The organism is Kastovskya adunca, assembly GCF_059505785.1.
Genome location: NZ_JCACLG010000031.1, coordinates 26,191 through 49,250, shown reverse-complemented (window position 1 = coordinate 49,250; position 23,060 = coordinate 26,191). Strand labels below are relative to the sequence as shown.

At 48.1% G+C, this 23,060-nt stretch carries 24 protein-coding genes; 15 read left to right on the top strand and 9 right to left on the bottom strand.

Going from position 1 to position 23,060, the window contains the following annotated elements:
- Positions 1 to 116: 116 nt before the first annotated feature.
- A complete protein-coding gene (locus AC5JR3_RS11665; protein ID WP_495846096.1) occupies positions 117 to 683 on the bottom strand; it encodes a DUF3611 family protein in 567 nt (188 codons plus the stop codon).
- An 89-nt stretch (positions 684 to 772) separates the two neighbouring features.
- Between AC5JR3_RS11665 and AC5JR3_RS11660 the strand changes: the two genes are divergently transcribed.
- The 3 genes from AC5JR3_RS11660 (at position 773) to AC5JR3_RS11650 (ending at position 2,816) form a co-directional block, all read left to right on the top strand.
- Entirely contained in the window at positions 773 to 1,402 is a 630-nt protein-coding gene (locus AC5JR3_RS11660; RefSeq protein WP_495846094.1) for a hypothetical protein, read from the top strand.
- 347 nt (positions 1,403 to 1,749) lie between these two features.
- Complete coding sequence (locus AC5JR3_RS11655) at positions 1,750 to 2,094, top strand: PadR family transcriptional regulator (protein ID WP_495846100.1); 345 nt, start codon at positions 1,750 to 1,752, stop codon at positions 2,092 to 2,094.
- Positions 2,095 to 2,249: 155 nt separating this feature from the next.
- Positions 2,250 to 2,816, top strand: coding sequence for a cofactor assembly of complex C subunit B (locus AC5JR3_RS11650; RefSeq protein ID WP_495846092.1), 567 nt, complete (start codon positions 2,250 to 2,252; stop codon positions 2,814 to 2,816).
- A gap of 83 nt (positions 2,817 to 2,899) precedes the next feature.
- On the opposite strand, the gene AC5JR3_RS11645 is transcribed toward AC5JR3_RS11650, so the two are convergent.
- The gene (locus tag AC5JR3_RS11645) at positions 2,900 to 3,217 is read right to left on the bottom strand and encodes a DUF3155 domain-containing protein (protein WP_495846090.1); all 318 of its coding nucleotides are present in this window, start codon (positions 3,215 to 3,217) and stop codon (positions 2,900 to 2,902) included.
- A 373-nt stretch (positions 3,218 to 3,590) separates the two neighbouring features.
- Between AC5JR3_RS11645 and AC5JR3_RS11640 the strand changes: the two genes are divergently transcribed.
- Positions 3,591 to 4,940, top strand: a complete 1,350-nt coding sequence (locus AC5JR3_RS11640; protein ID WP_495846088.1) for a sensor histidine kinase — start codon at positions 3,591 to 3,593, stop codon at positions 4,938 to 4,940.
- 401 nt (positions 4,941 to 5,341) lie between these two features.
- On the opposite strand, the gene AC5JR3_RS11635 is transcribed toward AC5JR3_RS11640, so the two are convergent.
- The 4 genes from AC5JR3_RS11635 to AC5JR3_RS11620 all read right to left on the bottom strand — a co-directional run bounded on the left by AC5JR3_RS11635 (position 5,342) and on the right by AC5JR3_RS11620 (position 10,773).
- Complete coding sequence (locus tag AC5JR3_RS11635; RefSeq protein WP_495846086.1) at positions 5,342 to 6,604, bottom strand: S-layer homology domain-containing protein; 1,263 nt, start codon at positions 6,602 to 6,604, stop codon at positions 5,342 to 5,344.
- Between the two features lie 297 nt (positions 6,605 to 6,901).
- Entirely contained in the window at positions 6,902 to 7,321 is a 420-nt protein-coding gene (locus tag AC5JR3_RS11630) for a tellurite resistance TerB family protein (RefSeq protein ID WP_495846084.1), read from the bottom strand.
- 63 nt (positions 7,322 to 7,384) lie between these two features.
- On the bottom strand, positions 7,385 to 8,809 hold the full coding sequence (locus AC5JR3_RS11625; protein WP_495846082.1) for a 16S rRNA (cytosine(967)-C(5))-methyltransferase: 1,425 nt from the start codon (positions 8,807 to 8,809) through the stop codon (positions 7,385 to 7,387).
- Positions 8,810 to 8,892: 83 nt separating this feature from the next.
- The gene (locus AC5JR3_RS11620) at positions 8,893 to 10,773 is read right to left on the bottom strand and encodes a tetratricopeptide repeat protein (RefSeq protein ID WP_495846080.1); all 1,881 of its coding nucleotides are present in this window, start codon (positions 10,771 to 10,773) and stop codon (positions 8,893 to 8,895) included.
- Positions 10,774 to 10,915: 142 nt separating this feature from the next.
- On the opposite strand from AC5JR3_RS11620, the gene AC5JR3_RS11615 reads away from it, so the two are divergent.
- From AC5JR3_RS11615 to AC5JR3_RS11595, 5 genes are all read left to right on the top strand, one after another.
- A complete protein-coding gene (locus tag AC5JR3_RS11615) occupies positions 10,916 to 11,215 on the top strand; it encodes a P-II family nitrogen regulator (RefSeq protein WP_495846078.1) in 300 nt (99 codons plus the stop codon).
- A 125-nt stretch (positions 11,216 to 11,340) separates the two neighbouring features.
- Positions 11,341 to 12,561, top strand: coding sequence for an anhydro-N-acetylmuramic acid kinase (locus AC5JR3_RS11610; RefSeq protein ID WP_495846076.1), 1,221 nt, complete (start codon positions 11,341 to 11,343; stop codon positions 12,559 to 12,561).
- 158 nt (positions 12,562 to 12,719) lie between these two features.
- Positions 12,720 to 13,163, top strand: coding sequence for a hypothetical protein (locus AC5JR3_RS11605; protein WP_495846074.1), 444 nt, complete (start codon positions 12,720 to 12,722; stop codon positions 13,161 to 13,163).
- Positions 13,164 to 13,187: 24 nt separating this feature from the next.
- Positions 13,188 to 13,367 carry a hypothetical protein gene (locus tag AC5JR3_RS11600; RefSeq protein WP_495846072.1) on the top strand — a complete coding sequence of 60 codons (180 nt, stop codon included), beginning with the start codon at positions 13,188 to 13,190 and terminating at the stop codon, positions 13,365 to 13,367.
- A 131-nt stretch (positions 13,368 to 13,498) separates the two neighbouring features.
- Positions 13,499 to 15,043 carry a serine/threonine protein kinase gene (locus AC5JR3_RS11595; RefSeq protein WP_495846070.1) on the top strand — a complete coding sequence of 515 codons (1,545 nt, stop codon included), beginning with the start codon at positions 13,499 to 13,501 and terminating at the stop codon, positions 15,041 to 15,043.
- 315 nt (positions 15,044 to 15,358) lie between these two features.
- Here AC5JR3_RS11595 and AC5JR3_RS11590 read toward each other — a convergent pair whose 3' ends face one another.
- The 3 genes from AC5JR3_RS11590 to AC5JR3_RS11580 all read right to left on the bottom strand — a co-directional run bounded on the left by AC5JR3_RS11590 (position 15,359) and on the right by AC5JR3_RS11580 (position 18,672).
- Positions 15,359 to 16,774, bottom strand: coding sequence for an NAD(P)(+) transhydrogenase (Re/Si-specific) subunit beta (locus AC5JR3_RS11590; protein WP_495846068.1), 1,416 nt, complete (start codon positions 16,772 to 16,774; stop codon positions 15,359 to 15,361).
- A 355-nt stretch (positions 16,775 to 17,129) separates the two neighbouring features.
- The gene (locus tag AC5JR3_RS11585) at positions 17,130 to 17,423 is read right to left on the bottom strand and encodes an NAD(P) transhydrogenase subunit alpha part 2 (RefSeq protein WP_495846066.1); all 294 of its coding nucleotides are present in this window, start codon (positions 17,421 to 17,423) and stop codon (positions 17,130 to 17,132) included.
- A gap of 103 nt (positions 17,424 to 17,526) precedes the next feature.
- Complete coding sequence (locus AC5JR3_RS11580; protein ID WP_495846064.1) at positions 17,527 to 18,672, bottom strand: Re/Si-specific NAD(P)(+) transhydrogenase subunit alpha; 1,146 nt, start codon at positions 18,670 to 18,672, stop codon at positions 17,527 to 17,529.
- A 778-nt stretch (positions 18,673 to 19,450) separates the two neighbouring features.
- Between AC5JR3_RS11580 and AC5JR3_RS11575 the strand changes: the two genes are divergently transcribed.
- The 6 genes from AC5JR3_RS11575 to AC5JR3_RS11550 all read left to right on the top strand — a co-directional run bounded on the left by AC5JR3_RS11575 (position 19,451) and on the right by AC5JR3_RS11550 (position 23,012).
- Positions 19,451 to 19,990, top strand: a complete 540-nt coding sequence (locus AC5JR3_RS11575) for a DUF2808 domain-containing protein (RefSeq protein ID WP_495846062.1) — start codon at positions 19,451 to 19,453, stop codon at positions 19,988 to 19,990.
- Between the two features lie 151 nt (positions 19,991 to 20,141).
- Positions 20,142 to 20,279, top strand: a complete 138-nt coding sequence (gene rpmH, locus AC5JR3_RS11570) for a 50S ribosomal protein L34 (protein ID WP_495846060.1) — start codon at positions 20,142 to 20,144, stop codon at positions 20,277 to 20,279.
- Between the two features lie 76 nt (positions 20,280 to 20,355).
- Positions 20,356 to 20,778, top strand: coding sequence for a ribonuclease P protein component (gene rnpA, locus AC5JR3_RS11565; RefSeq protein WP_495846058.1), 423 nt, complete (start codon positions 20,356 to 20,358; stop codon positions 20,776 to 20,778).
- Positions 20,765 to 21,157, top strand: a complete 393-nt coding sequence (locus AC5JR3_RS11560) for a PH domain-containing protein (protein ID WP_495846056.1) — start codon at positions 20,765 to 20,767, stop codon at positions 21,155 to 21,157. Before rnpA ends, AC5JR3_RS11560 begins: the two co-directional genes overlap by 14 nt.
- A 197-nt stretch (positions 21,158 to 21,354) precedes the next feature.
- A complete protein-coding gene (gene yidC, locus AC5JR3_RS11555) occupies positions 21,355 to 22,503 on the top strand; it encodes a membrane protein insertase YidC (protein WP_495846054.1) in 1,149 nt (382 codons plus the stop codon).
- A gap of 2 nt (positions 22,504 to 22,505) precedes the next feature.
- Positions 22,506 to 23,012, top strand: coding sequence for a Jag family protein (locus AC5JR3_RS11550; RefSeq protein ID WP_495846052.1), 507 nt, complete (start codon positions 22,506 to 22,508; stop codon positions 23,010 to 23,012).
- The last annotated feature ends 48 nt before the right edge of the window (positions 23,013 to 23,060 follow it).

The window sequence follows — 23,060 nt, the reverse complement described above, 5'->3', positions numbered from 1 at the left end:
AGAATAATTGACGACGATTAGCCATTACTCCAATCGCCTATTTCATACTTCACCCGTTCGGCTGAGCTCACGGCCGAAGCCTTCACACTTCATCCTTCATACTTCATCCTTCACACTCAGCCCTTATTAATCCGACTCAATAGCCAAAGAGCAGCAACTAGTCCTGCAAAGTGAGCAAAAATCGTGTTTGTGTTGGCTTGTACAACAAACAAATCTATTGGCTCAATAATCTGACCCCGGACGATTAAACCAGGCTGTTGAGACAAAGACCTTCCCAAGGTACTACCAATGATCGCTTGCGCTCCGACCAAAGTCAGTAGCATTCCAGCTAAGTTGATCGCTACTCCGGTCTGCAGCGCTTGAATTGTTTCTGCTTTACTTGGACGCCTAGAGTTATTAGGCTCTAGCAGAGCCTTCGCCATACGGACGTAACGGAATGCCCAATAAGTCCCGACACCTAGTGTCACTAGCCCACAAATCGCAAAAAATATTCCCAGCCCAGTACCTGTACCACCTGCTCTACCAGGATTGTTACTAAAAACCACGTACACAAGCAAGATGACGGTGGAAACCACGGCTAGTACTAATTGCACCCAAAAGGCAATCAAACCGCCTAGACGGAGCCGGAGAGCAAAGCGCTGGAGTCCTGGGGGGATGGAAGAGGAAGTAAACTGATCGCGCATTGACGTTGGCCGTTACAAATCAAGACCTAGGTTAGTTCCATTTTCTCACTGGTCGCCCCTGATCGTGAGTGCCAGTTTCGTAACTGTACTTGAGCGATCGCGTTTCCTACAAAAATTTTGTTAAAAAGGGCGAAATTGGAGAACTTTCTGCTGACGCTATTTGTCATTATCCTAATAAGGCAGCTCTTTTCCAAAAGTTTCTCAAGGTAGCACGGTACCGATATATGGGAGCGACATTCAGGAAGCATCTCACCTCTGCAACCTGCGCCATCGCCTTAGTGTGCAGCTTGAATCTTTATAAACGAGACGTGGCGAGAAATCCCCTGGATGTGGCTCAAAATCACTGGGAAGCGATCGCCACTGAAGATACAGAACGCTTATCTACAGGTTATCGCGAAGACGCTATTCTCAATCAATCCCACGGTCTTGTGGCTGAAACTTATCAAGGTCAATCAATCAGTGCTGCCTGGGAGCAATTTTTTTCACAGTACACAATTGAAGACTTTAAAGTTGTTGCCAAAGAAAGACGCAATCGCCTCGTAGCAGCAGAATTTAAGATCACCGCCAAGTCCGACCGAGGAAGCACTGTGTTTCTCTGGGTGTCCTATCAAGTCCATGTTGATGCCACTGGCAAAATTACACAGGAAGTCTGGCAGGCAAATTCAGAATTCGTTGTGCAAGCTATCCCCACTCAACGCACAGAGGTCGATAGAGGATAGTTGGCGACAAATTTTTAAGTAAGCAATCTTGCTTTCTCCTCTCCTTTCCTAGAGCTTAATTTTAGGGAAGTATCTTCTCTTTGGTGAAAGAAGAATAAGCGACATCATTAAAATTAATTGTTATATTTAGCCGAGTTATTGCGGAAATTCCGCGAAGCATCCCGTAATTGATTAATTAGGCGTGAATTCTTTCTATTTATGAGTAGGGTAACCTGTCTGTTGTCCTTGCTCTGAATGACAGTACGCTGTTTCAGTATGAGTTTCCAGGGTCATCGAAAGCCATGTTAGTGAAAAAAAGTCTTTTCCCCTCAAATCCGGTTGACTGGGATACTCTGCGGGTTATACAGATGAAGCTTGAGGATATTTATCAGTTTTTTCGAGACCCTCCGCCCAACTATCTCAATAAGGAAGTCGCTGTTTGTTATATAATTTTTATCCTGTTGCAGCGAGAATCCTACGGAACCGAACTCATTGAGCAACTTGAACAGGACTATCCTAGCTATCGGCTCTCGGATACCGTCCTCTACAGCGCTCTCAAGTTTCTTGAAGACGAAGGAATCATCGTTGGGTACTGGAAAAAAGTCGAAGGACGAGGACGCCCACGCCGTATGTATCAAATCAGCCCGGAGTGGCAGCCGCAAGCGCAGGAACTTGCAGAATTTTGGTGTCAATACATTACAAGAGGTAATTAATTAAAGATCTGTTTATGGCGAAGCGCCACTTTAACTAGTCGCTACCAGCTTTTCTCTCCCCAGTTTGGGGTGCACCCGCTTTCCCAGTTCCTCCTCCAGCTACAATGTTAATCGCTGTTAATTGCCTGCTAATGCCTGGTTTCCGATAAAAGCCTGTGAGTACCCCCGTTCTTTCTTCAACGTTTCTGCTGACGCTACTGTTAGCCATTGGTCTATTTTTCTTTATTCGTGCTTCTGTTAAAGACCGTACACAACAAGTTAAACTAGTCGCCGCCACCTCCGAAGACTCGCTGCTGACTCAGTTGGGGCAATATATGCAAGCACGATCCTACAAAGTGGCAACAGTCGATGCTGAACAGCATCAAGTCACTTTTCAGGGGATTGTTCGTCCTAGCTTATTTTTGGCAACTCTCCTAACTGTTCTGGCTATCTGTGGCACCCTTTGTCTATCACTGGTTCTGTCTCAACTCTACCCAGCTTTCTCCAATGCTTTTCTCGGACTGGTACTGCTTGCGCCCTTAGCTGGCGTCTATTACTGGAAAAAAGCAGAACGTCCAGAGCAAGTTTTCCTCCAGGTAGAAGAGATTACCAATGAGAAAACAGGTATCCAAAGCATCGTTACGGTGACTGCTCATCGGGATGAGCTTTTGGAGTTGCAACGCGCCTTATCCCTAAAACCCTCACCAGGATCTGCATCGGGAGGTTTTTTTAATCCTAATTAATGACATTAACCCCGCTAAAGCCTTGGCACTGTAGCAGGGTTAAGTATCAAATCACCTTTTTTTTGTAGTAACTGGTGACTTTTTTAGCGGACTGGAACCGCAACTGTCGCCGTTTCTAGTGGAGATTCAAACAGCCTCAAGCTAGGAAACAGAAAATGATTCTCCTCAACATATTGGGCACCAAATAGCCCTTTTTCTGCCCAGAAGTAGCGGTCTGTCGTGTGTTCGTTCCGTTTCACTAACAGCAAAGCAGGAGGAGCGATACCTGTTGCTTGAATGTATTTCCTTGCTGCTGTGACTGGTTTATCTTCGCCACTTTCGATATTATACTGAGGCACGTGCTCCAGAATTTTACGTCCTTCCTGACGACGGCGACTTTTGCGTTTGCGTCTTCTTGCCAACCTCTTTACCTCCTCTTTCTGCTGACAGTTGTAATGTCGGTTACAAAAGCCGTCGCAAGTATATCTGGTAGAGTTCAAAATATCAACATCTGTTTATAGAAAGATACAAATCGGGAGATCGCCTCAACAGTTGGGGTAAAGAAGTTTTGAGAAGGTTCTGGCTAAGAAATTTATCGGAAACCGGAGATTTTCTTTAACGAAACTTAATAAAAGACAGCCCCCTATCAGGCGTTGCATCTTTCACCCTTGATTCTTTCTCCCTATTTTCTAGAGGAGTAGCTAGTTTCTTCTGCGGTTCTGCATTATAGAAAAGAGCCGCTACTTAAGGTAAGCGCGATCGCGCCGTTAGATTGACAACCCTTACCCTCACCGCATGTTTATTCCTGCTAGTTCAGAATTTGTCACCCTATGCCAATCGCAGGTGTCAATATTGACTCAAGGCTTAGGAGCCGCGCTGAGTGCTGTGTATTTGACAGAAGAATTGGTCGAGGGAGCAGAAACAAAGCTAGTTCCCATAGTGGTTTATCCTGACGTGCCGGAGGCATATAAAGAAAACACCTTAGCACTGCCGGAGCAGATTGAACAGGCGGAGTCTATGGCAAGTTTGCCTTCAACACCACTGCTGCTACCTGAGGCGTTTGGCAGGAATCAAAATTTCCCTCAAGGTTCAACTACTGCAAGTTGGCAAGAAAGTTCTTTGCAGCAGCAACGCCAAATCATTTTGCCCTTAATCCATGAAGACGTAGTGGTTGGATTGCTGGTGACGAGTCGGAAAGATCGACCTTGGACTAGTAACGAAAAAGGGCAAATTGAGGGGATTGCCAGGACACTGACGGTCGCTTGTTTGATGGATCGGCGTCGTGCTTGGTTAGAGGAAAAGGTGAGTCAGCAGCAGCGACTGCAAGCCCAACAGCGCGATCGCTTAGACGACTTACTCCATCAATTTCGCAATCCTCTGACGGCGGTACGGACATTTGGCAAACTACTACTGAAGCGACTGTTACCAGGGGATAAAAATTCTGAAGTGGCAAATAGTATCGTGCGGGAAAGCGAGCGCCTGCAAGAGTTGCTGCAACAGTTTGATCAGTGTTTAGATATGACGGAAGCGGAACTTGAGCCGTTAACGTTGACAGCCGCTCCGATCCCAGAAGAGGTTTCTGTACCTGCCTCCTATTCCCTTCTTCCGGGAAACATTTTCTCCTTAGAATCCTTTTTTGTCATTGAGGTTTTGTCGCCGATGTTAATCTCGGCACAAGCGATCGCCCAAGAACGGAATTTAGAGTTACACGCCCAAATTCCCTCAAATTTGCCGCCAGTCTACGCTAATCCTAGAGCCTTGCGGGAAGTGTTGAGTAACCTGATTGACAATGCGCTGAAGTATACGCCAGCGGGGGGACGCGTTTATATAGAGGTCGATGTGCAGCAACACTCCCCCCAGGAAATGTATCAGGCGATCGCGATTAGCGATACAGGTTCTGGCATTCCACCGCAAGATTTGGAACACTTATTTGAGCGGCATTATCGAGGCGTTCAAGCCGCAGGGGACATTCCCGGTAGTGGTTTGGGGTTAGCGATCGCCCAAGAATTAGTGGAACAAATGCATGGAGAAATTGAAGTCTTTAGCCCCGCCAATGCCAGTTGGATGGATGAGGAAATGCAAGAATTTCCCAGTTCAGGAACGACATTTATTGTCTGGCTACCGTTAGTGAGTGCTGAGTCCTGAGTCCTGAGTCCTGAGTCCTGAGTCCTGAGTTCTGAGTCCTGAGTCTCTTGAGTCCTGAGTCCTGAGTCCTGAGTCCTGAGTCCTGAGTAGGGGAGAAAGGATGAAGACGGAGTCGGTGAATTCTGAGTCCTAAAGTAAGGAAGAAAGTATGGAGTATGAATAGGTTATCAGCTTCTCCCCAGCACCCCAGCACCCCCGCTCCCCAGCCTACTTTCAAGATTGTTCCAGCAAAAAAATAGGGCACGGACTTCCCGTTACCCTACTCATTTTTAGATTAATCCCTTAAGGGAAAGTGCTTATACCATTTCTATTTTTGTAGGCTACAGAGCTGACCCCCGACCCCCCGAATTGGCGGGGGGAGCAATAGAAGTCGTTGCAGCGGACATTTCATAGATTTGGTATTACCTAGCGCTGATTACTAGGTCTTCTTCCAAGGTCAGATCCAAATCAGTATCTGGTTCAACAACGAGCAAGTCAACACTGTTACGACCTAGGAATTGTCGAATCAAGGTGACTATTGCACCTGCACCTGCACCAAGTAAGAGTTCCTCAGTGGCGATCGCATCGTCGCCTGTGACGGCGGAGATAGCAGCGGCGGCAGCGGTACCGATGGCAGCATTTCTGATCAAGGAGCTAACATTAGTACCCTTACGCACTGTTTCGGTTTCCGTAATGACCTCAGAGTTGGCATCAAGAGATATCCGCTGACCATTCGTCAGTACTAGTTCCTGAGCAACAAACTGAGTGCCGTTGCTGGCTGGGCGCAGTTCTCCTACAACTTGAGAATTCACGGGAATCAAGACTCTACCATCGGCGGTGGTGATGTTTGCCGCAACAGTCAGAGTTAGGGGTACGGTTTCATTCTGAGTCACCAGAATCCTTTCTTGCTCGTAGCGTACGGGAAGAGTGGTTCCGGAAGGAATGCGGAAGTCCTGAGCGACGGGTGTAGGCGAGACGATGTACTGAGAGGCGATCGTTTGCGCTGCTCCTTCTGCTACCAAGGCTTGGTAGATGAAGGCGGCTACATCAGCTCTGGTTGCAACCTGCAGGGGATTAAGGGACTTAACCGTAGGATAGTTGACCACCAAACGCTCTTCGGTTGCAGCAGCAATGGGAGCGCGAGCGAAGTTAGAAATCCTGCTAGCGTCGTTGTAGTAAGCGAGAGTGGCTTCTGTAGCAGTGCTGGCAGTATAGTTCAGACCATTTGCCAGAGAGACTAAGACTTGTTCGCGAGGAATGTTTTGTTCAGGGTTAAAGACATTACCGGGATAGCCTGCCAAAAATCCGGTCGTGTAAGCTTCCTGAATTGCAGAAGCTGCCCAGTAATTAGAGCGGACATCTACAAAGTTGATGGGGTTACGAATAGCTTGCTTGTTGAACTGTTGGTTCGCTTTCCGCAACATAGCGGCGAACTGAGCGCGAGTTACTGGGGCGTTCGGGCGGAAGGTGCCATCGGGAAATCCAGCGATGATGTCTCGCTGCGATAGTTCGGAAATAAACTGACTTGCCCAGTAACTGGAGGAAACATCGCTAAATGTTGTGGTTTGGGCAAAAACCGGGGCAGGGGCGACCATGGAAGTCACAATCGGTGTTACTGTTCCCCCCAATAAACCGAGGGTGAGGAAGAGGGCAGTAGTAGACTGCAAGCGGTTGAATTTAGACATTTGGGCGTTCTCCAAGAAAATCGTTTCGTTAAGCAATAAGACCTGAGACGGCGTCAGATGTTCCTGTAACTTGCTAGCCTGTGATTCGGGCTAATTTTAGCTACAAAAGGCTGAACTCGGGTCATTGAAGCTGTAAAGCATGTACCTGACCTAACCATCCAAGACGCTGACCAGATTCAAATAGTTGCCTAGTTAGAGCAAATTGTTTTTTGTCAAGGTGTCTATCGGAATAAACAGGAAATCTACTGACTTAATGTCGTAAATCTTGCCAAAACTTGCTCTTTTGCACGGAAAAACTTAGGCTTGCTGGTTCAGCCAACGGCGGTAAAGTTTTTGGATAGCTTTGAGGACACCATTACTACTTGACTTAGGCGTTTCTGCCGGGTCAAGTTGTTGCAAGCGAGTCAGAAGCTTGGCTTCCTCTGTGGCAACGTCTCCATCACTGTAGATCAGAGCGCTGATCGCTTCGATTAAGCGTTGATAATCTTCAGAATTGGGGCGATCGCCGAGATAAGCTTGTACCCACTTGTAAAACTCTGTTGGTTGCACGGCTCTGAGTTCGTGCAACAACGGCTGAATTTGTGGATCATCCGCAACGCCATGTTCCTTGGCAACTCGTTGCAAGTGTTGCCGTTCCTCTGGCTGAATTTTGCCATCAATCCAGGCAGCACCAATCAAAATCTTGACGAGTTGTTTAACACTGGAATCTGCAACCATTGTGTTTTCCTCAAATTAATTCTTTGATCGATCGAAACAGTTCCCTTCAATAGTGGTTAGTGTCTAACTACTCCGTTGCCTCAACCGCACCATGAAAAAGCCGTCCATCTGTTTCCGGTGAGGCCAAACTTTCAGCCAACCCGGAGGAGTAGCAAAATCAGCCAACGGTGAATCAGGTAGTGGCGGTTCAATTTGCCAGAGAGGATGACGCTCCAAAAAGGGTTGAATGACACCTTCATTCTCCTGCGGATGCAGGGTACAGGTGGCATAAACGAGAATACCCTCCGGCTTGACCCACTGGGCTACCTGTTCTAAGAGTTCCCCTTGCAACTGTGAAAGTTCGCATACCGCTGCGGGAGTTTGCCGCCAACGGATATCAGGACGCCGATGCAACGTTCCTAAGCCAGAACAGGGGGCATCAAGTAAGACGCGATCGGCTGTATTAGTAAACTGAGAGAACTCACGGCTATCGCCTACACAAATCTCAATAGACTTTAGTTTCAGCCGTTGAACGTTGGCGCTGAGTTTTTTCAGTCGCGAAGCCACGCGATCGCACGCCCAAATTGTCCCCCGATCTTCTATTAATTCAGCAATATGGGTTGTCTTTCCCCCCGGTGCCGCACAAGCATCAATAACGACCTCATCGGGTTGAGGGTCGAGGAGATGGCTGACTAACTGGGCACTACTGTCTTGAATCGTCCACCACCCTTGATTAAACCCTGCTAGCTGTTGAATGTTACCGCTGCCGCCCGCTAACCTTAAGGCTTGGGGCAACTGTGGTACGCGGCTCACTGAGATATTCGTGGCAAAGAGTGCGGCTTCGACTTCCTCAAGGGTTGTCTGTAAGGGATTAATCCGCAGGTCAATCGTTGGCGGCTGGTTTAGCCACTGACAAAGCTGTTCGGTTTCTTCTAAACCAATCTCTTCAATCCAATTTTTTACAATCCAGTCGGGAAAACTGTGCAACACCCCTAAGCGTTCGGCTGGGTTTTCTGGTAACTGGAGAGGGTCAATTAAAGTATGAAGTATTAAGGATGAAGGTTGAATTAATTCTGTCTCCTCCGTTTTGCCTATTGCCGCTTGCTTTTTGGCTTCTGTTAACCGCAAATATTGACGTAGTAAAGCGTTAACGACACCACTAAGCTTGGAAAAGCCATTGTCCTTTGCTAGCTGGACAGAGGTGTTAACGGCGGCTGAGGGGGGAATGCGCTCTTGGTAACGCAGTTGGTAAAGGCCGATATGGAGAATGGTACGCAAGTTAGGGTGTTGCTGGTGAGCTTTCTTTTTTCCTAACTGATCGATCAAGGCGTCAAGCGATCGCTGTCTTCTCACACACCCATAAACTAACTCTGTCACCAATCCCCGATCCATACTGCTCAATTGAGCCGTTTGCAGGACGCGATCGAGGGCAATATCAGTAAAAGCCCCCCGTTGTTGCACGTCTCGAAGGGCGAGAAATGCCAATTGGCGGGGATTGTCATTCGTCATTATTTATTTCGTCATTCTTGGCGTCGAGTGCGGCTCCTTAAATTCCCTTAGGAGCAATTTCTAAATTTTGCAAGCGGCACTAATCAATCTAAGGAACTCCGATATTTTTCCAGCAGTTCCCCTATGTAGTCATAGCCATCAACGCCAATTAGGGCGATGATTTTTGGACGATTTTGTCCCAGCAGGTTTTGAAAGGCTTCATTTCCTAGCTGTCCTTGCAAGATGGTTAGCAAACCTGCGGGTTTACGCCAGTCACTGGCATTGATTTGCTCTAAAACATAGGCACCGAGAGCGCCTGCATAGACAGCTTTTTGCCAGTTTGCCATGCTGTAGCAGGCTTGGGATAGGTATGCCAGATTGAGTCCTTGCAGGTACAAGTCACCAGAAATCTGAGCCGCTTGCCAGCCGGATTCTAAGTAAGCGATCGCTTGTTGAGGTTGTTCAACAATTACATAAGCAAGCCCTAAACTACTGAAGCACAAGGATTGACTTTGGCGATCGCCTAATCGTTCTGATAATTGCACACCTTGTTCTAGATAGTTGATCGCCCTTTCGTAGACTTCCGGTTCAGCTTGCTGTTGCTGCTGGGCTTGAAATACCTCGCTATAGCCCAAGTTCGCCAAAGCATTGGCTTCGCCTAACTTATTCCCGGCTTGGCGCGAAAGAATTAACGCCCGTTGGCTATAGCTAATTGCCTCGGCATAATTTTTCTGGGCAACACAAAGGCGGCTGAGGTGATTGAGGTTAGCAATTTCACAAGGACTGTCATTAGCATCACGAGCAATATCTAGGGCTTGCTGATGGAAAGATGCTGCCCGTTCATACAACCCTTGCGCCCGGAAAGAATAGCCTAATAAGGTGAGAATTCTGGCTTTTTCCTGGGTGCCTTCTACGCGCCGCAGTGGTTCGTTGAGATAGTTCAAGGCATCGCTCAGGTAGTCGCCACCCAAGCTGGCGAATATACCGCCATAAAGGGGGAAGTAGTCGCGCTGGGAAAATGTCCGTAAGATTTGTAGACAGACTTGAAAACTACCATTAACAAAGCGATCGCGTTTCACTCCAGTTAATGCCTGACTAAATGCGATCGCCAACTGCGACCAAATCACGCCAAAGACAATGAAGGTAGAAATGGAGAGTTTTGCCCCTACCTTCGAGTCATAAACCATTTTGTCGAACCACTTCACTAGAGCCAGTTGTAGGCACTGGAGAACGACGGCTAACTCTACCCATGCTCCCAATTCAATACCGCGCTGGCTCTCTGCCCATTCGCTCAAGGATTGATTCCGGGCAAGGGTTTGGAACAGAGACTGAGGGAGCGGGCTACCCACTTGTTTTGCCCATAGTCCCCAAGGGCCACGCTGTTCTGGAAGCCCCCCAAACCCTAGCGTTCCCTGGCTTTGGTCGTAAATCCAACTCACTAAATAATCTTCCAGTCGCTGCCAGGAGGCTAAACCCGCTTTCAAGCCCTCTGAGAGCTGTTGAATCTCTTGAGCACTATCTGGGTCAGAAGTTTGCTGACTTTGCTGTTGTAGGGTTTGGGAGAGCTGTTTGAGCTGCTGTAAAGTTAGGGTCTGCTGTTGGTTGGGGTCGATGGCTCGCAGTAGAGCAGAGAGACGTTCTTCGGGTTCTGCTGTTGTGACCGCATTAATGGCGGTGTTGATGGCGGCGGAGACTTGGTTTTGCTTTTGGGCGCGTTCCCACTCGCTGCGAATCGTTGAGATCGCTCTGAGGCTGCGGGTGGCTTTTGCCTGTTTGATTTCGCTAACGGGGTTATCTATCTGCTCTTGAGTAGAGGTAAAGCGCTCTTCTAGGCAACGCTCAAAGATTTCTCCAGTTCCGGGTTCAACGCCTTTGAGCAACATTTGATACACCTGCTCCTTGGAGCTGATGTTTCCCTTGAGGGTGGTGGTGACAATTTGGTCGATGAGTTCGAGATAGCGATCGCGCAATGGCACATCCGGCATAATGCAAGTCTGGTTGCTTACTTAAATTCATGGTAGGCGTGTTTGTTTACTGTTGACTTGCCGATTCCTTAAATTCGTTGTCAACTCTACAGTCGCAACCGCTTCATGGAATACTGGTAGTACAACCATTCCCAGAGTTTTTATGTCTTCTTCCCTCAGCCAGGGCACTCTCGTTACTATTATTTGTGAAGCCGTATTGCAAGACCGCCTGGTACACTTGCTAAAAACACTAGGTTCCTCCGGCTACACGATTGTTCAGGCGCGGGGCGCTGGCAGTCACGGTAGACGCATGGGAGATATTGCTGGCTACAACACCAACATTGAAGTCAAAACCATCGTTGCAGCAGAAACATCAGACAAATTGTTTGATGAACTGAAATCGTTTCAGGACACTTACGCCTTGATTGCTTATCGGCAAACAGTAGATGGCTTGTTTGATTAACCAGGATGCAATCAGTCTCAACTGAGCAAGCAGGAAACCACTAATACCGAGAATCATTTCTTCCACAAAAGTGCTTTTTGTCAGGCGTCATGGTAAATAACCCAGAGATGCATGGCAAATAACTAATGATTACTCGTGTAGTGGGCTTGATCAGCGGCACCTCTGTAGATGGTATTGATGCGGCTCTAGTAGAAATCACAGGCACAGATAATGATTTAAACCTAGAGTTGTTGGCGGGAGAAACTTATCCTTATCCCGTTGCTCTGCGAGAAAAAATCTTGGCGGTTTGTGGCGGTGCGTCGCTATCAATGGCAGAGTTGGCAGAACTCGACGATGCGATCGCCTACCAATTTGCCCAAGCTGCCCAAACCATCCAGCTCGGTCAGGCTCCCGCCGCCCTCATCGGCTCCCACGGTCAAACCGTCTATCACCGACCGCCCCTCAAAAAGGAAGCTCGCTCAACTTCTTTCCCTCAAAACTCCCTCAGCACTCAGGACTCAGTACTCAGGACTGCTTTGGGCTATAGCCTGCAATTAGGTCGCGGAGAAGTTATTGCCAGCCTTACTGGTATCCCTACAGTGAGCAACTTTCGTGTGGCGGATATTGCCGCCGGGGGACAGGGTGCGCCGTTAGTATCGAAGATTGATGTTTATTTATTTAGTGATGCCCTCCATCCTCGCTGCGTCCAAAATATTGGGGGAATAGGTAATCTTACTTATCTACCACCTCGCAATCAGGCGAATTGGGAGCAAAAGGTAACAGGTTGGGATACAGGCCCCGGCAACGCTTTGTTAGATTTAGCTGTGCAGCATTTTACAAACGGCAATCAAACCTATGACCAAGATGGACGCCTCGCCGCCGAGGGAACTTGCTGTGAGGGGTTGCTCAATCAATGGCTTCAGGATGAGTTTTTTCAGCAACTGCCTCCTAAATCAACCGGGCGGGAGTATTTTGGGGTGGAGTATTGGCAGCGATGCTTGCAGGAGGCGATCGCTTACCAACTCACTGCGGCGGATGTGCTGGCAACTCTAACGGAACTCACCGTCGCGTCAATTGCCCATAGTTATGAGACTTTTTTGCCCCAACTTCCCCAGCAAGTGCTGTTGTGTGGTGGGGGAAGTCGCAACCTCTACTTAAAACAACGACTAGCCGCGCGGCTGCCATCTGTATCGGTGTTGACAACCCAGGAACTTGGGGTGAGTGCTGATTTTAAGGAAGCGATCGCCTTTGCTGTCTTGGCGTATTGGCGTCAGTTGGGTATTCCCGGCAATCTTCCGGCTGTCACGGGTGCTGAACAAGCGATGCTATTGGGGGAAGTTCATCTGCCCATCCCTCAATCCGCCTAGTCACGATACTGTAAGAGATCGGACTTTAGTTATACTTAGACATACTTGCAGCCTTTCATTCCCATTTAAGCAACTATCATGATTGGTATTTCTACCCATGAGCGGGTGCTAAAGGATAACTCAGGAGCGAGGTTCGACAACAGGCAAGAGGTAGCACTGTGGGTCATACCTTTTTATTGGAGCCAGGACGCTGGATACTCCAGGGAAATTGGCTAGAGCGCAATGGCATGCCAATTGCCGTGAAAGGCAAAACTATAGTGGCTTGGGGTCGAGAGAACTGGTTCACCATGGTTACAAAGCTTGTCTTTCCCGGAAGTGAACGAGAGGATATCTCTTTTCAGTACCGAGGACGCCTAGATGTCGGAGAGCGGCAGTACACATTTGTCTTGCAGCATAGTGTCTTGGGTCGTGTTGAGGGTGAAGGCTGGGTAACTCCAGAATCAATTGTTCAACGCTACTGGGTACTTGGCGATCGCCAACGGCGCAGCGGCTTTGAAACTCGACATCAGTTGAATGAGAACACTTACTACTTATCTAGTGGCATCATGGCAGGTCACTATCTCACCAGCACAATGGAGGCAACTTTAGAGCGTCAGCTCTGATCGCATGAGTTCTAGTGTTTGAATATGTACGGTTTCTCAACATTTAGTAGCAACATTGCTGCAAATCTTGCTATCTCTCTAACACAGGAACTAGCACGCCTCGCAGCACCGCAACGTGCCGGGACTTCTCTTTCGGCGTCTTACGTACCGACTCCAATCAACTGGCTCGTTGTCGGCAGTTGGCGGCGACAGTCGCTCTGTTAAATACCTATATTTATGGAGTTGGGGGATGTGTCTCGAACCACGCTTGACCTCACCCATGCTTTCACCCCTTGAATCCAACGCGCTATGGATAAGCAGACTCCTCCACTGCTCCAAGCTTTCGGAGCCTCACTATGAAGACGGACTTCAATACTGGTCGCTTACTCGCCAACCGCTACCAACTCATGGACTTAGTGGGCAAAGGCGCTATGGGTCAGGTATATCAAGCTAAAGATATGTTGTTGGGAGGCGTTATTGTTGCCGTTAAATTCCTCTCCCAATCGCTGCTGAACAAAAAAATGCGCGATCGCTTTGAGCGAGAAGCCACAATTTGCGCCTTGCTTGGCGAAAAAAGCATTCATATTGTCCGAGTCAGGGATTACGGCGTAGACGAAAACGACACTCCGTTCTACGTCATGGAATTTCTACAAGGAGAAGGCTTGAGCGATATTATCCGCCCCCAAGCCCTCTCTTTACCCCGGTTTTTAAGCCTCAGTCGCCAAATTTCCCTGGGTTTAGAGTGCGCTCATAAGGGAATCGTCATGGACGGAGCCATCTGCCCAATTATTCATCGCGATATCAAACCCAGCAACATCCTGGTTGTTCAAGACCCCTCCTTTGGTGAACTTGCCAAAATACTAGACTTTGGGATTGCCAAGCTGCTTCAGGAAGACAGCGCCCAAACCCATTCCTTTATGGGAACATTGGCGTATTGTTCACCGGAACAAATGGAGGGTAAAGAGCTAGACAAACGCTCTGATATTTACAGTCTGGGCATAATGATGTTTGAGATGCTCACCGGGGAGATGCCGATTACGGCAGAAACACACTCCTTTGGTGGATGGTACAAAGCTCATCACTACAACCCCCCAAGAACCTTTGAATCTGTTGACCCAGCACTGAAAAAGCTGCCCAAGAGCCTTGAAACCTTGGTGATGAGTTGTCTGGCGAAAGCTCCCCAGGATCGCCCACAAAGCGCCACTGAAGTTTTAAAAGCCCTAGAACCCTTAGAACAGCAGCTCAACCAAGGTCGGCAAATCGGTCTACGCAGCAGTGCTACCTTTTCAAAATCAAATCTACCTGTTCCGGTTGAACGAGAACCGAAGTATATTTCCACGGCAGATGAAATCTGTCGGTCAGCCTCCTGGCCAAAAGACAAACCCCATGCAGAAATTGTTTTTCCCCATCTTCTACGCGTCAACGAAGAAATCTTACCGACCCTCTGGGTCATGTTGAAAAAGCAAGATATTCAAAGCCGCCTTGTCAGCACCCGCTACAATCAATTCTTATTTTTGATGTCCCCTCATCCAATGATGCTGTGGATTACAGCCCTGCATAACCGCGAACACGGCGCTCGTTGGCTCCCTTGTTACTTAGACTTGAAAACGCCTTTAGGTCAAAAAATGGCGCGGCTTTTGGGAGCCGTCGGCAAATACCGGATTTTATTTTTCTCCCTATCAGAACCCCAGCAGTGCATCAGTGTCATGTCTTCAACGATTGCTCCTATGCAACGCAAAATGCTGTCCGAGTGGGCAAATACTAGTCAAACCTTAAGTTCGGCGGCTCAACCCCAGCTCAGCAAAAAATTACTCAAACAAGAATTTGAGAAGTTAAAACCAAAAATTGAGATGAAGCTAGAAACGATTCATACTGACTTTCCGACTGATATCTCTGGGTAGTGGGGAATTGGGGTGCAGGGGAGCAGGGGAATTGGGGTGCAGGGGAGCAGGGGAATTGGGGTGCAGGGGAGCAGGGGAGCAGGGGAGCAGAGGAGATGAGGCGATGAGGCGATGAGGCGATGAGGAAAACTGATAACCTCCTTCACCCTTCATACTTCACCCTTCATACTTCACCCTTCATACTTCACCCTTCATACTTCACCAAGCGCCTCCGGCAACGGCTTCGCCGAACATACTTTCTTTGCTACTCAGTAGGGGTACGGCATGCCGCGCCCCTACCATTCACCGACTCACCCTTTCTCCCCAATCCTAGAATTAGAGCTGCTTCACCTCAGCTACCAACTGCGCTACTACGTCCTTAGCGCTGCCAAACAGCATCATTGTTTTATCTTGATAGAACAGGTCATTATCGACCCCGGCAAAGCCCGTACTCATTCCACGCTTAATCACGATCGCGTGCTTGGCTTTGTCCACTTCCAGAATCGGCATCCCATAAATAGGGCTGCTGGAATTGCTGCGAGCGGATGGGTTGACGACATCATTAGCCCCAATCACTAACGCCACATCCGTTTCCTCAAACTGAGGATTAATATCCTCCATGTCATAAAGCTGAGGATAAGGCACGTTTGCCTCTGCTAGCAGTACATTCATGTGCCCCGGCATCCGACCAGCAACAGGGTGAATGGCAAACTTGACCTCTACTCCCAATCCTTCTAACTGGTCAGCCAACTCTCGCACCGCATGTTGTGCCTGAGCAACTGCCATCCCGTAGCCCGGAACAATCACCACGTTGCGGGCATAACCTAGCATCATTGCACCTTCGTCAGCACCGATGCTCCGCACAACCTTGTCGCCTTGGGTTCCTGATGCCCCGCTTCCAGCAACAGCCGTTGCACCGCCACCACCACCAAAGGCACCAAATAAAACACTCGCGAGGGAGCGGTTCATTCCCTTACACATGATGTTGGTGAGAATCAAGCCCGATGCACCCACTAAAGCTCCGGCGATGATCAGCATGTTGTTCATCACCACAAAACCAGCCGCACTTGCAGCTAAACCCGATAGGGAGTTCAACAACGAAATTACAACGGGCATGTCACCGCCGCCAATGGGGAGGACAAACAAAATCCCTAACAGGGAAGAGATGCCTACCATAGCCAGGAAGACGGTGGAATTTTCCGGCGTCACTAACATATAGCCACTGCAACCGAGAAAAGCAATCAGCAGCAAGGCATTGAAAGGTTGCTGCAAGGGAAAGGTCACAGGAGAGCCGCTAATCAGCCCTTGTAACTTCGCCACGGCGACAAAACTCCCGGTGAGGGTGACACCACCAATCAAGACACCAAGAATCATCGTAATTGTGGCATCAAGGGGCACCGTTTCTGGTGAACTGAGCAAGCGCCAAAATTCACCCACCGCCACTAGAGCCGAAGCGCCACCTCCCAGACCGTTGAGCAAGCCAACCATCTGTGGCATGGCAGTCATGGCTATTTTTTGAGCAGCGATCGCCCCAATTACGGAACCGATTGCTATCCCTATCAAGATCATCTGATAGTTCAACACTTGCTGATCGAGTAGTGTTACGACTACCGCCAGCAGCATTCCCCATGCTGCCAATAAATTCCCATTCCTTGCTGTTGCTGGCGATCCCAGCTTTTTCAGTCCGATGATGAACAGTGAAGCAGCCACTAAATAAGACAGCTGAATTCCTGTTGGCAAAAAGTCACTCATATCAATTTTTCGTTGTTCGTTGTTGGGAATTAGTGCATTTCGGTCGTAGAAGTTGCCGCAGACTTTCTCAAGAGAAAGCTTGTCGTGCTGTGAGTTCCGTGAGTTTAACTATCCTGAACTCAATCAAAAAGGGGCTAGTTGCAGTAGTTTTTCGTTTTAATTTCAGGGTTGCTGAATTTGGGGATGAAACGTCGCCTTGTCATACTGAACCAAGCAAGACGAAATCAACATCTACCGATATTCTTCGCTCCACAGAGTTTACCCTTGAGCGCCGCGAAGGATTGCGCTGAGAATCACAAATCCTACTCTTGTTCAGCAATGCCTTAATTTCTTCTCAAAACCAACCACTCAAAATCTAGACATTTGCCTCTTTTTTCTTGAACATTTGCAACATCCGATCGGTGACCAGGAAACCACCAACGACGTTGATAGTGGCTAGCACCACGGCAATAAAGCCCAAAATCACAGTTACATTTGACTCTTTGGCACTGGAAATGAGCAGCGCCCCAATCACCGCAATGCCAGAAATAGCATTGGCTCCGGACATCAACGGCGTATGGAGAGTCGGAGGCACTTTGTTGATGATTTCAAAGCCAACAAAGGATGCCAGAACGAAGACAAACAAACTTGCTATCAATACTGAGGTCATAAACGTACAGACTCCTTAGTTGTTAGTCAGCAATCATTAGCCATTGCAGTTTAAACCCTAGACTAATGATGAAAAACCTGTTTGTAGCGATTTGGCGTAATTTTTAAGCGGTGGGACTTAGTTGCGCTAGAGCGTCTTTGACGCGCTGATTGCGAATTTCTCCACCATGGGTAACGCAAGTGCCGCTGATAATGTCGTCTTCAAAGTTCAACTGCAACTCGTGATCTTTCACCATGTATTGCAACAAGGTAGAGATGTTTTTGGCATACATCTGACTGGCATGTATGGGCATAGAAGAGGGTAAATTAATCGGCCCGATAATGGTGACACCGTGACGGATGACATCTTTCCCTGGTTCGGTGCCAGCACAGTTACCGCCTTGTTCAGCCGCTAAATCTACGATCACTGCACCAGGTTGCATTTGTTGCACCATTTCTTCAGTCACGAGCAAGGGCGCTTTTCTGCCTGGAACCTGAGCGGTTGTAATCACGATATCGGCACTTTTAACATGCTCTGTGACAACTTCCTGAGTGCGCTGCTTGGAAATTTCAGAAATTTCTTTGGCATAACCGCCAGCCGCGACGGTTTCTTCTTCGAGTTTCACTTCAATAAACTTGGCACCGAGGCTTTGCACCTCTTCTTTGACGGCGGGACGAATATCGAAGGCTTCAACGATCGCACCGAGGCGACGAGCTGTAGCGATCGCCTGTAAGCCAGCTACCCCGGCTCCCATAATAAACACCTTCGCGGGTTTGATGGTTCCGGCGGCTGTGGTGAGCATGGGGAAAAACTTGGGTGAAGCAGCAGCGGCAATCAGCACCGCTTTGTAGCCTGCAACGCCAGCTTGAGAGGATAAAGCATCCATACTTTGGGCGCGGCTGGTACGCGGGATCAATTCCATACCGAACGCCGTGACTTTACGGTTGGTTAGCTGCTGTACTGTTTCTGGCTTCCCCAAGGGGTTCAGCAAGCTGAGCAAAACACTTCCTTCCGGCATTTGCTGAATTTCTTCGTCTTTGGGAACGCCGACTTTCAGGAATACATTGGCTTGAGTCCAGAGAGTAGAGGCGTCAGGGATGATTTTTGCCCCGGCGGCTTCGTAGGCAGCATCACTAAAAAATGAAGCTTCTCCAGCCCCCTTTTCTACCCAGATTTCTAAGCCTTGTTTGACTAAACGGGCGACAATATCAGGAATTAGGGCAACACGATGTTCACCGAATTCGATTTCTTTGGGAACTGCTATTTTCATGAACACTCCTTGAGGTGAGGACGGAAAAATTTATCTGGATGGAACCGAGTCATGCTCAATTCTTTTGATACGGCGTGGTTAACAATAGTAGCAACGCACCGCAGCTAGAAGAACTAGCGGTCAATTTTCACTATGGAACTCGTCAACAATAGTGATTGCTGCCTGGTGGTGAGGGTTGATTCTATCTGCCATAGGCTAGAGCCTGCTTACCGTTAACAATAAACTAATGCTAACGATTGTCATTCACCAGCTTTTAGGCTTCTTCACAAGTGCGCTACTGCTACAACAATTAATAGGCACTTTCGTTTGATCAGGGTGTGACTGGCTGAACTAACTTGAGACTTGTTCAAAGCATTGCCTGCTGAAAATGACTTTTTGCATCCTATGTGATTCGTCGAGGGGCACCACGTTTTTTAACGTGTTCTTAGGGATTGTAGTTTTTTAACCGGATAAAAAATCGTTCCCGTAACTTGTGATACTAAATGCTAGGATTCAGGTTGAAAAAGACGCGTTACGTATCTTTAACTTCCTCAAGACAGCTTTGATCTTATCAATCAAAGGGCGATCGCTACCCTCAGCTCAAGTCCCAAGTAATACTAGCTGGCTGACCGCTTATAAAGTTAGCAAAATCGTGACTTTCCCCTGTCTACGGCACCTTTTACGAGATTGTTCGTCACCAAGCTCGATCCTGCGTTCAGTGGAACTTGGCTTTGAACGCATCAACAAGAGTAAAGTTTAGTAACAAATGTCAACACCCTACGGTAAGAGCAGCAAAGTTATGTCATCCAAAAAATCTTCAATGCGATGCCTGTTTGGTGCCCTCGCGGTTACCACTTGTTTACTTACTGGTATTTCTGCTACGAGCTGGGCACAGAGTAACGATGGACTGACACTATTTAGCGGTGTTCGCCGTGAAAATCAGTTGAGTTACTTATTAGACTACGGCGGTCGTCCCAATGGCTGGGATCGCTACAGGTTAAGAATTCCTGCCAAAAAGCTGGAATTGGGAGTTGCTCAGTTTGCCATTTCTTATCCTGATTACTTTGATGGCAAATTTGACACCGATAAAATCGAGGTGCGTGTCAAAGGTAAATCGCTTCCCTTGTCTGAGGTGGAATGGGATCAAGAAAATAACCTGATCCAGATTTACTTAGAGGAACCCATTACGGCGGGGAATAAGGTGGAATTGGTGCTTTCTAATGTAAAAAACCCGCCATTTGGGGGGACATACTACTTCAACGTTCAAACTCTGACACCGGGGGATGTGCCTCTACCCCGTTATTTAGGAACGTGGATTATTAGTATTGGCAGAGGTTAACTCAACTTAGGTGGCAAAGCAGTAGAGATGCGAGCGATCGCGTCTCTACCCTGAAAAAATACAGCCGCTCTCCTCCCGGTTGAGATGCTAATATTAAAGATTGTGACTCTTTAAACAAGGAGTCATATTGCTGTATTTAAAGTGAACACTCATGACTCAACGAACTCTCCACGGCACTAGCCGCAAGCAAAAAAGAAAGTCAGGGTTTCGCGCCCGGATGCGTACGAAGAACGGACGACTTGTAATTAAATCGCGCAGAAGTAAGGGACGTTGCCGCCTAGCTGTTTAAGGGCTTTGTATTGTCCTGTCTATCACGCGCTGGGGCTAAAGAACCCTCCTCTATAGCCCCCATATTGGAGTTTTTTGTGGCATTGCCAAAACAAAATCGACTCAAGCACAGGCAAGACTTCAAAGCAGTCTATCAGCAGGGAATTCGTTGCTCAGGACGTCACTTGACTTTACGAGCTTTGCGGCAGCGCTTCGAGCCTAGTGCTGCCAAGGATGCCTCAACCCAAGCAACGGCAACGAGATGGAAACAGGCAAACTACACCTCCCCCTCTCAGATTGGCATCTCTATTAGCCAAAAAGTCAGCAAAAAAGCGGTAGTCCGCAACCGAATCAAACGCCAGATTCGTGCCATCTTTGCGGCGCTAATGCCCCGACTGGCACCAGGTTGGCTGTTGGTGGTCATTGTACGACCAACAGCACTCTCGTGCGAATATGGTCAATTTTTGCGAGAATTAGAGCAGTTGTTGGCAGAAGCAGAGGTACTGAATGGGCATTCGTGAAGAAGCAATCTATGAAGGCGGCCCGCACATCGGCGACCTGATTATTAATATTGTGTTAGGATTTACCATCATTTGTTTACCCTTAACAGTCGGAGCGATTGTCCGGGCTTTATGGCTACGCTATCGGATTACCGACCGCCGGATTTCTGTCACCGGAGGCTGGCAAGGACGCGATCGCACTGATGTTATTTATTCAGAAATCGTCAAAATTGTGAAAGTTCCCCGTGGACTGGGTGCGTGGGGCGACATTGTGATCACCCTCAGAGGTGGTAGTCGTTTAGAGTTGCGCTCTCTTCCCCGTTTTCGGGAAATTTATGACTATATTGCCGAAAAAGTTGCCGACAAAACCAAAAGACCTCTGGATGCCATTAAGGGGTAATTCCCAAAAAACCGGGGCTTTTTTGCGGCTAGTCACCTTTGCCTTGGCAACGGTGACTCTAAAGGCTGCTTTAATTCCAAAAAATCGGCTTGTGTAACCAGGCTCAAGTGCAACACAAGCAACTGCCCCACATTGAGCCAGATAATTAGATAGATTAGATTCAGAAAACTTTACACAGCTGAGTTTACTTCATACGAATGGATTTTGGTATCGGGTTTCTCTCTAACAACGTCATGCTGCCAATCCTGGATTTTTTCTACGGGATTGTGCCTAGCTATGGTCTCGCCATTGTGGCGCTGACTTTGGTGATTCGCTTCGCGCTCTATCCTCTCAGTGCTGGCTCCATTCGCAATATGCGCCGGATGAAAATCGCTCAGCCGATGATGCAAAAGCGGATGGGTGAAGTAAAAGAACGCTACAAAGACGATCCGGCAAAACAGCAGGAGGAAATGCTTAACGTTCAAAAGGAATTTGGCAATCCCCTAGCTGGCTGCTTACCCGTTCTGTTGCAAATGCCTGTGCTCTTTGCCCTGTTTGCCACATTGCGGGGATCGCCCTTTGCAGATGTTAACTATTCCGTTAACCTGCAAATCTTTCCCAATGAACAAATCGAACGGATTCAACCCCAGGCATTTGTCACTAAACCCCAAAATATCTACTTCACTGACAGCAAACATGCTCCAATTGCAGCACTGCTACCTGCTGGAAATCGTTTAGTGGTGGGAGAAAAAACAGAGGTTGAATTTCAAACGGTTGAAGGTAAACCCCTCAATTCCCTGCTGGCGGAGTATCCAGATGCGGAGCTGAGACCTCAGTGGAAAGTTACAAAGGGTGAAGAGCGGGTTCGCATCAACGAAGATGGCACAATCGAAGCATTAGAACCGGGCGAAGTCACCTTGCAAGGGACTGTACCTGGAATTGCCTCCAATAAAGGATTTCTCTTTATTAATGCTTTGGGACACGTTGGTGCCTTTGATGATGACGGCACCATTCATTGGGATATCGTGGGGATGATTTTGTTCTTTGGTGTGAGCTTGTATGTCAACCAGATTCTTTCTGGTCAAAATGCCAGCACAACCCAACAGCAGTCAACCGTCAATAAAATTACTCCAGTACTCTTTTCGGGGATGTTTTTGTTCTTCCCCTTACCCGCTGGAGTTTTGATGTACATGTCAATTGCTAACGTATTTCAGACGGCGCAAACCTTCTTTTTGATGCGGGAACCCCTGCCAGAAAATCTCCAAAAACTGCTAGAAGCGCAGGAAAAAGCCGAAAAAGACAGCAAAGCAAGAGAAGCGCTGCCCGAAGAAAAGTTTGGGCGTTCTAAGAAAAAGACATCAGGCTAGTTATGAGCAATCAGCTTATGCAGCGAGGTCAGCAGTGGCTAGAAGAGCTACTGCTGCTAGCTAACTTACCAACGGGTGTGCAGGCAACAACAGAGGAAGTTTCTTCAGACGACGAGCCTCCCAGCTATTGGTTGATCATCGACGAAACTAAATTGACACCAGACCAAATTCAACAGTTGATTGGTAAGGAAGGGGCGGCACTTGATGCCCTTCAGTATCTTGCCAATTCGATTTTGAACTTAAACCAGGAAAAAGCGCAGCAAGCCTCCTACACCATTGAACTCGATGGCTACCGCGTCCGGCGGCAAGCAGAACTGCGCGCTCTTGCTGATAGCGCGGCTCAAAAAGTCCGCCAAACAGGGGATGAGTTTGAACTACGGTCTTTGTCATCGGCAGAGCGGCGTCAAATACATACCTTTTTAAAGGAGAGTGAGGATTTAGAATCCCTCAGTCGCGGACAGGAGCCGGAGCGATGTTTGGTAGTGCGCCTGCGTTCACAAAACGAGTGAATGGGTTTAGTGCTATCACTTAGGTGTGTTGTTTTGAGTAGGAACTAA